The organism is Dietzia sp., assembly GCF_036741115.1.
Classification (GTDB): Bacteria; Actinomycetota; Actinomycetes; order Mycobacteriales; family Mycobacteriaceae; genus Dietzia.
In genome coordinates this window covers 1-9,316 of record NZ_DAINST010000094.1, presented here as the reverse complement: position 1 = coordinate 9,316, position 9,316 = coordinate 1, and the positions used below count along the sequence as shown (strand labels likewise).

The window sequence follows — 9,316 nt, the reverse complement described above, 5'->3', positions numbered from 1 at the left end:
GTCGCTATCTGCTCACCGCTAACGGCGATGGCTCCACGCATGTGGAGTTCCAACTCACGGTCGAGCTCAAGATCGCGGTGCCCGGGCTCGTGGTCAAGCAGGCGCAGAAGGTCGTCGCGGACACCGCGACCAAGGGCCTCAAGAAAGAGGTCGAGCGCCGCTACGGCTAATCCGGCCAGTCGGCTATGCGCGCGTCCCGAGTGAGGCGGACAGCGCATCGACCGCGGCCCTGGCTTCGGCCGCCGGCACCTGCCCCGGCGCCGAGGCCGCCGCCACGGTGCAGTACGTCGCCGCCGAACCGAACGCCGGTGCCCCGACGCGCGTGATCCGCCCGAGCTCGCCCATCGCGATGGCGATGAGTGGGACGGGCGAGTGCGCCGCAGCGCGCGCTGTGGCATCCATGAGCGCTGTGACGTCGGCGGGGGAGCCGGGCATGATCGCCAGCTTGGCGACGGAGGCTCCCGCCGCTGCCATGTTCTCGAACGCCTCGCTGGCTTCCGTGGCCGTGAGCGGGCCCTCGAAATGGTGCTCCGAGAGCACGACGGGCGTACCAGCCGCGGTGCAGGCCGCCATGGCTTCGGCGGCGAGGGAGTGCGAGCGCTCGACGTCGACGAGGGCGATGGCGGGCTCGGCCGCTAACGCGGCGACGAGGCGCACGTAGGCGGCGGGCACGTCCGGGCTCTCGGCGGCCGGATCCGGGCGCAGGTCTGGCTGTCCTTCTTCGGCGGGGGTCCGGTACGTCGCAAGGATCGGGACGCCCGGCAGATGCTCTTCGATCGCCGCGAGTCCGGCGGCGTAGGAACCGCGGGCTGCGGCGTCAGCGAAACGATCGACTCTCCACTCGACGAGGTCGACCACCCCTGTGGGCTGGTCGGCGACGAGCGCGCATTCGGCGCGCAGTGCGGCCACGTCCCCGCCGACGAGCGGGACGATCACGGCGGTGCGATCGGGGCGCAGCGGGGCAGGGTAGTGCGACGGCGACATGCCTCGAGTCTTGAGGGCGCGGCGTGCGCCGTCAAGCCGGTTGGGGCGTGGCGCGGCTCAGAGCAGGCCGAGCTCGCGGCCGCGCCCCACCGCGCCGGTGCGCGCGGAGACGTCGAGCTTGCCGAAGATGTGCGTGAGGTGCGTCTTGATGGTCGCCTCCGACACCCCGAGCTGCCGCGCGATGCTGCGATTCGTGTCCCCGGAGCCGACGGCGCGCAGCACCTCGAGCTCGCGCCGCGAGAGCTCGACCTCGGGGGCCGAGCGGCCCTGCCGCACCGAACCCATGAGCGTCGCGGCGACCGCGGGGGCGAGCACGGTCTCCCCGCGCGCGGCCGAGCGAATCGCGGCGATGAGCTGCTCGGGCTCGGCGTCCTTGAGTATGTAGCCCACCGCGCCCGCCTCGACCGCGCCGAGGATCTCGGGATCGGAATCGTAGGCGGTGACGACGAGCACCGCGGGAGCCCCCTCGCGCTCGCGGATGCGGCGCGTCGCCTCGACGCCGGCGGGGGAGGCGCCGGGCTCGCCGACGGGCCCGAAGCGCAGGTCCATGAGCACGACGTCGATGTCCCCGATCCGCGCGCGCTCGACCGCGCCCTGCGCAGTGGAGCTCTCGGCGACGACCTCGATGTCGTCCTCGGCTCCGACGAGCGCCGCGAGGCCCCGACGGACCACGGCATGGTCGTCGGCGAGGAGGAGCCTGATGCTGCTCACGAGTCGATGCCGTCCTTTCCTGCAGTGCTGCCCATCCGGACCGGCGAGGCGGCGCGGACCACGGTCCCGGTGCGACGACTCGAGGTTACCGACAGGGACCCGCCGAGCTCGTCGAGTCGGCGGCGCATGTTCTCGAGGCCGAAGCCGGTCGAGGTGAGCGCGGTATCCGCGACGTCGAAGCCGCCGCCGTTGTCGGAGACCGAGAGCTCGAGGTCCTCGTCCACGCGCGCGACGGCGATGGTGATCGACGTGGCGTGCCCGTGCCGCACCGCGTTCGACACCGCTTCCTGGGCGATCCGCACGAACGCCGAGGACACGCGCATTCCGCCGGGGAGGTCGGCGCCGGCCTCGACGCGCACGACGGGCCGGGTCCCGTCGGGCAGAGCGGGGGCGTGGAGCGCGACCCGCTCGAGGGCCCCGGCGAGGGTGGTGCCCTCGAGCACCGCGGGCCGCATCGCGGCGACGACCCGGCGGGCCTCCTGCAGCGCGGTGCCGGAGGTCTCGCGAGCGAGCCTGATGTCCTCGATCGAGGGGTGCTCGGGGTCCGCGCGCTCTACCGCGCGCAGCAGCATCTGGATGCTCGCGAGCGACTGCGCGATGGTGTCGTGGATCTCCCCGGCGATGCGTGCGCGCTCGGCCTCCTGCCCGGAGGCGCGTTCCCGGGCGGCGAGCTCCGCGCGGGTGTCCATCAGCGAGCGGTAACCCACCCCGACGGCGATCGCGGCAGCCGCCGCGACGGTCGGCCCGGCGATCCCGCCGATCGTCCACTCCTGGTAGATGCCGATGGTGAACACCGCGAGCGCGCACACCACGAGGACCGCGACGATTCCCGAGCGCAGCGGCAGCACATGGAGGCACAGGAAGAACAGCGGGAAAGCGAGGTAGGCGGCCGAGGGGGCGTGCAGCACGAGGAGCGCCCACATCGCGACAAGCGCGCCGACCCAGAGCAGCGCCGCACCGTGCCCGCGGGCGACGGAGGGGAGCACCGCGCCGAGCCCGTAGATGAGGAGGACCGCCACGGCGCTGGCCATTGCCACGGGCAGGGTCGAGTCCGAGCGGGAGACGATCTCCACAACCGCGACGATCCACAGCCCGAGGAACAGGAGGTGCAGCGAGGCGAGCAGCGCGAGCATCACACGGTCGGGCCCTTTCCTGGTTGCGCTACGGCTCCGGCCACGGTCGCCGCGCCGCCAGACGTGGCTGGTGGCGGTGTGCGGCTGGTCGGTCGCTGCGGGCATGCCACGGAGTCTAGGGGCTGGGATCGAAGGAACCGGGTCGGCTCGGTCGCGAGATTCGCTCTCGAGCCCAAGCCGCCGGCGTCAATCGTCGCGTGTGCGGCGGTGTCGGTGGACAATGGGCAACGACACCTACGAGGGAGGCGATATGCGGATCGCTCTGGCATTGGGCTCCGGCGGCGCGCGCGGGTATGCGCACATCGGGGTCATCCGCGAGCTCGAGGCGCGCGGACACGAGATCGTCGCCGTCTCCGGCTCCTCGATGGGCGCCGTGGTCGGCGGCGTCTACGCCGCGGGCAAGCTCGACGAGTTCGAGGAGTGGGTCCGTCCGCTCTCACAGAGCGACATCGTTCGGCTCATCGATCCCGCGCTCACGGGTGGCGGGGCGATCCGGGCGCGCCGGGTGATGGGCAAGCTCGGCGGAATCCTCGACGGTGTGCGCATCGAGGATCTCCGCGTTCCGTATACAGCCGTGGCCACGGATATGCGCGCACGTCGCGAGATCTGGTTCAACCGAGGACCGCTCGATGTTGCGTTGCGCGCCTCATTCGCCATCCCCTCGGTGATCACCCCTGCGGTCGTGGGAGAGCGGCTGCTCATCGACGGAGGGGTCATGAATCCCGTACCCGTCGAGCCGCTCATCCCTTCGCACGCCGATATTCTCGTCGCCGTCTCGCTCACCGGGCGGCGCGGCGATTCGCTGGGATCGGTGATCCGCGAATCCTCCGACGAGGACGACAAGCCGGGGCGGAAGCTGCTGCGGGACGAAGACGAGGACCGACCCGGGGGAGCGAACCGGCGCTCGCTCAAGTCGTCCGAGTCGATGAGCGAGAGGACGGCGCGGATCAAGGCGGCGACCTCGGATTTCGTCGATCGCGAGTTCACGCGCGTCGTGGCCAACCGCCTCCTTCCCGCACTCGAGGAATGGGAGTTCGGCCGCACCAACGCGGGGACGAAGATGCGGAAGAGGCTCGCCGAGCGGGTGCCGCACGAGGACGGTTCGAGGACGGACGCCTCCGGCGTCGCCACCGCCACCGACGCCGACGCGGACGGAGGCGACGACGCGATGGGTCGGGTCACCGCCGAGGACATGGTCTCGGCCGAGGTCGACCACGCGATGTCCCCGAGCGCCGTCGCGGAGACCTACGGGACCCTGCCCAAATCGCTGGGCATGTTCGACGTCGTCGTCCAAGCACTCGACGCCGTCGAGGCCGTCATCACCGGCTACCGCCTCGCCGGTAACCCGCCGGATATCCACCTCTCGGTCCCGGCGTCGGTGTGCTCGGCCTTCGACTTCCACCGCGCCGAGGAGGTCATCGAGTTCGGCCACATGCTCTGCGCGGAGGCGCTGGACCGCGAAGAGATCTGACGCGCCCGAACACGCCCCGGCCAACGACAGGTGACACCTGGGTGAAACCGCCCCGACGTAGTCGTCCGGCGCTATCCGGGCGGGTCTACGATTGCATTATGAGCTCACCGGGGATCGCACGCGAGGAAGAACAGACCACGACCGCCGCGACGGCGGTGCCGGATACTGCGCTCGTCGTCGGATGGTCCGAGCACGAGAAGGGTGTCGAGCGTCTCGTCGGCAGCTTCCGCGCGATCCCCGCCGACCGCCGCGTCCGCCTCGCGAAGAAGACCTCGAACCTCTTCCGCGCCCGCTCCTCGGATCGCGGTCCGGGCCTCGACACCTCGGGCCTCACGCGCGTCGTCTCCGTGGACCCCGAGGCCCGCACCGCCGATGTCCAGGGAATGTGCACCTACGAGGACCTCGTCGATGCGACGCTGCCGTACGGGCTCATGCCGTACGTCGTCCCGCAACTCAAGACCATCACCCTCGGCGGCGCGGTCACGGGCCTCGGCATCGAGGCGACCTCCTTCGCCCATGGCCTCCCGCACGAGTCGGTGCTCGAGATGGACGTGTTCACGGGGACGGGCGAGATCGTCACGGCGCGCCCCGGCGGCACGGAGCGCGAGCGCACTCTCTACCGCGGCTTCCCGAATTCCTACGGATCCCTCGGATATGCCGTCCGCCTGCGGATCGAACTCCTCCCTGTCTCCGAATTCGTCGAGGTGCGCCACGTCCGCTTCGACGACATCCGGGAACTCTCTGCGGCCATGGAGTCCGTCGTCACGAACAAGGCCTTTGACGGCGAACGTGCCGATTTCCTCGACGGCGTCGTGTTCTCCACCACCGAGTCCTACCTCTCCATCGGCCGGTTCACGGACACCCCGCCCGCCGGCCGTGAGCCCTCGCGCTATGACGGGATCGGGGACAAGCAGGCGATCTACTACCGCTCGCTGCAGCACGATTCGGGGACGGAAACCGATGTGCTCCGCGTCCGCGACTACATCTGGCGCTGGGACACTGACTGGTTCTGGTGCTCGCGCGCGTTCGCGACGCAGAACCCGAAGGTCCGCCGCTTCTGGCCGCAGCAGCTGCTGCGCTCCTCCTTCTACTGGAAGATCATCGGGCTCGACCACAAGTACGACCTGGGCAACAAGATCGGTGCGCTCAAGGGCGAAGGGCCGCGCGAGCGCGTAGTGCAGGACGTCGAGGTCACGATCGACCGGCTCCCCGCGTTCATCGACTGGTTCCTCGAAGAAGTCCCCATCGAGCCGCTGTGGCTCTGCCCGCTTCGGCTGCTCGACACTGAGGGTGCAGTGGCCTCCGGCGTGGCCCCGGGCGAGCGCCCCTGGCCGCTGTACCCGCTCGAGGCGGGCACCACCTACGTCAACATCGGCTTCTGGTCCTCTGCCCCGATCTCGGAGGGGGACGAGGAGGGCGCCTGGAATCGGCTTATCGAGGACAAGGTCTCCGAGCTGGGCGGGCACAAGTCGCTGTACTCCGACGCGTTCTACGACGCCGAGACCTTCGCCGCGCTCTACGGCGGGGAGCACGCCGCGCGGCTCAAGACCGAATTCGATCCCGCGGGGCGTTTCCCCACGCTCTTCGAAAAGGCCGTCCAGGCCCGCTGACCCGGCGGGCTCGGCGGGCGGGCGCGCCCGGATAATACGCAGCTCATAGGGCAAGACGAAAAAGAATTCAGAGCCGGCGGCGCCGCGCGCGGGCGCCGGGTTATTCGAGAAGAGAAGGCAGGACTCGTACATGACGAGCACGAAGAATCGGTCGGGACTCGTCCCCATGACCATCGGAGAGATCATCTCCTCGGTCGCCGACGGCGAGAAGTCCCCGGTGCGGATCGAGGCCTACGACGGCAGCTCCTTCGGCCCCGAGGACTGCCCTCTCGTAATCCGGATCGTCTCCGAAGAGGCGGTGCAGCAGTTCGTCGCGGCGCCCGGCGACCTCGGCCTGGCGCGCGCGTACCTCACGGGTTCCATCGAGATCGTCCGCGGCGTCCACCCGGCAGCGCCGCACGACGTCTTCGGCGCGCTCGAGATCCTCCGCAAGAAAATGGCGCACAAGCCCGACCTCGCGACCACGCTGCGGATCCTGCGCTCCGTAGGCATCAAGGCGATCAATCCCAACGTGCCCATCCCGCACATGGAGATCGTCGCCCCGTGGCGCCGAGCCCTCTCGGGCGCCGGACGGCACACCAAGGAGCGCGACTCCAAGGCCGTGAGCTACCACTACGACGTCTCCAACAAGTTCTATGAGTGGGTCCTCGGCCCGTCGATGACCTACACGTGCGCGTGCTACCCCACCGCGGACGCGACCCTCGAGGAGGCGCAAGAGAACAAGTACCGCCTGGTCTTCGACAAGCTCGGCCTCTCCGAGGGCGACCGCCTCCTTGACGTCGGCTGCGGCTGGGGCGGCATGGTCCGCTACGCCGCGCGCCGGGGAGTGCGGGTCATCGGCGTCACCCTCTCCAAGGAGCAGGCGTCGTGGGCGCAGGCCGCGATCGCGGAGGAGGGCCTCGGCGACCTCGCGGAGGTGCGTCTGCAGGACTACCGCGACGTGCCGGAGGGGGAGTTCGACGCGATCAGTTCGATCGGGATCACCGAGCACATCGGCGCGGAGAACTACGCCGCGTATTTCGCGAAGCTGCGCTCGATGCTCAAGCCGGGCGGGCTGCTGCTCAACCACTGCATCACGCGCCCCGAGAATACGCGGACCACGAAGGCCGGAGCTTTTATCGACCGCTACATCTTCCCCGACGGCGAGCTCGCCGGCGCGGCGACCGTCCAGCTCGAGGCCGAGAACACGGGCTTCGAGACGGTGCACGGCGAGAACCTGCGCCCGCACTACGCCTTTACGCTCCGCGAGTGGTGCAAGAACCTCGAGGCGCACTGGGACGAGGCCGTCGAAGAGGTCGGCATGCCCATGGCGAAGCTCTGGGGCCTCTACATGGGCGCCTGCCAGTACGCCTTCGAGACCAACGTAGTCCAGCTCCACCAGATCCTCCTCGTCAACCTCGACGCGGAGAAGGGCAAGCCCTGGGACGTGCCGCTGCGCCAGTGGTGGAAGGCGTAGCGCCGCCCTCCGCTACTGCGGCGCGGCCGAGGCGAAGTCGGCCGCCATGGAGACCGCGGGCTTCGAGGAGTCGGCGTTCTGCATTAGCACGGTGAATGCGAGGTCGCCGGTGTAGCCGGTGAACCAGCCGTGCGCGAGACCCGTGCCGATCTCGGCGGTGCCGGTCTTGCCGTGCAGGTCGGGGACGCCGCTCGCGCCCGTGGCCGTGCCGGAGGTGACCACTTGGCGCATGTAGCCCTGGACCGCCTGGATCACTCCGGGATCGAGCGGCGCGGGCGGATTGTCCACGGTCGCCGGCTCGCCGCGGAAGAAGGACGGGAGCACGAGTTTCCCGCCGTTCGCTATGGTCGCGGACATTTCCGTCAGCCCGAGCGGGTTGGTGGTCACGGTGCCCTGCCCGATCGACGCCTCGACCCGCGCCGGCCCCTTCTCCGCGAGCGGCACCTGCCCGGTGCTCGCGTCGAGGCCGGGTATGGAGAGGCCCGGGCCGATGCCGAGCTGTGCGGCGGTGTCGCGGAGCGAGTTGTCCTCCAGGCCGGAGGAGAGGAACGCCTGGCTCGTGTTGCAGGACTTCGCGAACGCGGTGGAGATGGGGACGTCGCCGAGCGCGAACTCGTCCTCGTTGGGGATGGTGCGGCCGTCGACGGAGATCACGCCCGGGCACGGCACGGTCGAATCGGGGCCGATCTCGCCGACCGTGAGTGCCGCCGAGGTGGTGACGGCCTTGAACGTCGAACCCGGGGGGAACTGGCCCTGCACCGCTACGGGACCGAGCGAGGTGGCCGCGCCGTTCTGCGCGACCGCGAGGATCTCGCCGGTCGAGGGCCGAATCGCGACGATCGAGGAGGGCACGCCGCTCCCGTCGACGGCCGACTGGGCGGCCGCCTGGACGCCCGGGTCGAGCGTCGACGTGAGATCGCCGATGGGCTGCGCGGGCGCCGAGGCGAGCTCCTGCTGGATGACGCCGCCCGGACCCGCGATACCCAGGGACCATCCGCCCACGGTGGACATCCGATCGGTGAGTGGCCCGGCCACGGAGTCGACCGTGGCGCCGCCGATACCGGCGGAGACGAGTTTGTGGTCCGGCGCGAGGGTCACACCCGGCAGCGCCGCGAGCCGGTCCTTGAGCGGCGCGAGGTCCTCGTCGCGGAGCGTGACCACCGTGTACGCCTCGGGCGCCGGCTTGTCCTCCTGCGTGGCCGCATCGCTAGCGGCTTTCGCGCCGTCGCGGATCGAGGGCCCGGTGATCTCGGGGTAGCTCTCGCCGACGATGGCCCCGACCTGGTCCGGCAGGGTGTCCTCCATGCCGGCATCCGCGGTGGGGATCTGCACGTTGGTCACCGGCAGCCACTCCATCGCCGGGTTGCCGCTCGCGTCGAGCACCTTGCCCGAGTAGTCGAGGGCCGGCGCGAGGCGCATCGAATCGCCGTCGGCGAAGCGGTCGTCGAGGACCGTGGGCGCCCACGTGACCTTCCACTCGTCGCCGACCTTCTCCATCGCTGCGGTGCCCGTGCCGGTGACGCTTCGCGGTGCGCCACCCTCGGCGGCAGGCGCGTTCCACGTGTAGTCGAGGGTGACGGGGCCATCGGAGGGCTTTCCATCTTCCGCAGAGACCTGCACGTCGGGCCGCTGATCGCCCTCGGCCAGGCCGTCGAGCGACTTCTCGATCGCGGCCTGCGCCGCCGCCGGGTCGGTGGTGAGCGCAGCCGCGGCCGCAGCGTCCTCGCCGGAAAGCGCCTCTGCGAAGGAGTCGAGCTGCTTCTTCCCGTCGTCCGGGGAGATGAGCGAGCAGCCGCCGAGCGCGAGGCCCACCCGTCACCGCCCGAGGACGAGGAGACCATCCCCGTCGAGCTCGGCGGGGTCACCCGCTTCATCCCCCGCAGCGACATCCGCTGGGTCCAGGCCCAGGGGGACTACGCGCGACTGCACACCCCCACGGGCTCGCACCTCG

Annotated in this window: 7 protein-coding genes; 3 read left to right on the top strand and 4 right to left on the bottom strand. The window is 70.5% G+C overall.

All coding sequences use genetic code 11. From position 1 onward, the window contains the following. Positions 1-183: 183 nt before the first annotated feature. Genes V7E05_RS12445 through V7E05_RS12435 form a run of 3 tightly spaced genes read right to left on the bottom strand, consistent with a single transcriptional unit; the run spans position 184 to position 2,933 of the window. The gene (locus V7E05_RS12445; RefSeq protein WP_333619965.1) at positions 184-984 is read right to left on the bottom strand and encodes a type I 3-dehydroquinate dehydratase; all 801 of its coding nucleotides are present in this window, start codon (positions 982-984) and stop codon (positions 184-186) included. A gap of 57 nt (positions 985-1,041) precedes the next feature. Then, positions 1,042-1,695, bottom strand: a complete 654-nt coding sequence (locus V7E05_RS12440; protein WP_333619964.1) for a response regulator transcription factor — start codon at positions 1,693-1,695, stop codon at positions 1,042-1,044. Next, a complete protein-coding gene (locus tag V7E05_RS12435) occupies positions 1,692-2,933 on the bottom strand; it encodes a sensor histidine kinase (RefSeq protein WP_333619963.1) in 1,242 nt (413 codons plus the stop codon). Before V7E05_RS12435 ends, V7E05_RS12440 begins: the two co-directional genes overlap by 4 nt. A 115-nt stretch (positions 2,934-3,048) precedes the next feature. Between V7E05_RS12435 and V7E05_RS12430 the strand changes: the two genes are divergently transcribed. From V7E05_RS12430 to V7E05_RS12420, 3 genes are all read left to right on the top strand, one after another. Next, positions 3,049-4,299 carry a patatin-like phospholipase family protein gene (locus tag V7E05_RS12430; protein WP_333619962.1) on the top strand — a complete coding sequence of 417 codons (1,251 nt, stop codon included), beginning with the start codon at positions 3,049-3,051 and terminating at the stop codon, positions 4,297-4,299. 98 nt (positions 4,300-4,397) lie between these two features. Further along, on the top strand, positions 4,398-5,909 hold the full coding sequence (locus tag V7E05_RS12425; RefSeq protein WP_333619961.1) for an FAD-binding oxidoreductase: 1,512 nt from the start codon (positions 4,398-4,400) through the stop codon (positions 5,907-5,909). A gap of 130 nt (positions 5,910-6,039) precedes the next feature. Further along, complete coding sequence (locus V7E05_RS12420) at positions 6,040-7,365, top strand: class I SAM-dependent methyltransferase (protein ID WP_333619960.1); 1,326 nt, start codon at positions 6,040-6,042, stop codon at positions 7,363-7,365. Between the two features lie 12 nt (positions 7,366-7,377). Here V7E05_RS12420 and V7E05_RS12415 read toward each other — a convergent pair whose 3' ends face one another. Continuing rightward, on the bottom strand, positions 7,378-9,177 hold the full coding sequence (locus V7E05_RS12415) for a penicillin-binding transpeptidase domain-containing protein (protein ID WP_333619959.1): 1,800 nt from the start codon (positions 9,175-9,177) through the stop codon (positions 7,378-7,380). Between the last annotated feature and the right edge of the window lie 139 nt (positions 9,178-9,316).

What these genes read in the sequence shown, in the direction of transcription:
- V7E05_RS12445 (WP_333619965.1), bottom strand. Translation starts at nt 984, where the DNA reads ATGTCGCCGTCGCACTACCCTGCCCCGCTGCGCCCCGATCGCACCGCC.
- V7E05_RS12420 (WP_333619960.1), top strand. Translation starts at nt 6,040, where the DNA reads ATGACGAGCACGAAGAATCGGTCGGGACTCGTCCCCATGACCATCGGA.
- V7E05_RS12425 (WP_333619961.1), top strand. Translation starts at nt 4,398, where the DNA reads ATGAGCTCACCGGGGATCGCACGCGAGGAAGAACAGACCACGACCGCC.
- V7E05_RS12430 (WP_333619962.1), top strand. Translation starts at nt 3,049, where the DNA reads ATGGGCAACGACACCTACGAGGGAGGCGATATGCGGATCGCTCTGGCA.
- V7E05_RS12435 (WP_333619963.1), bottom strand. Translation starts at nt 2,933, where the DNA reads ATGCCCGCAGCGACCGACCAGCCGCACACCGCCACCAGCCACGTCTGG.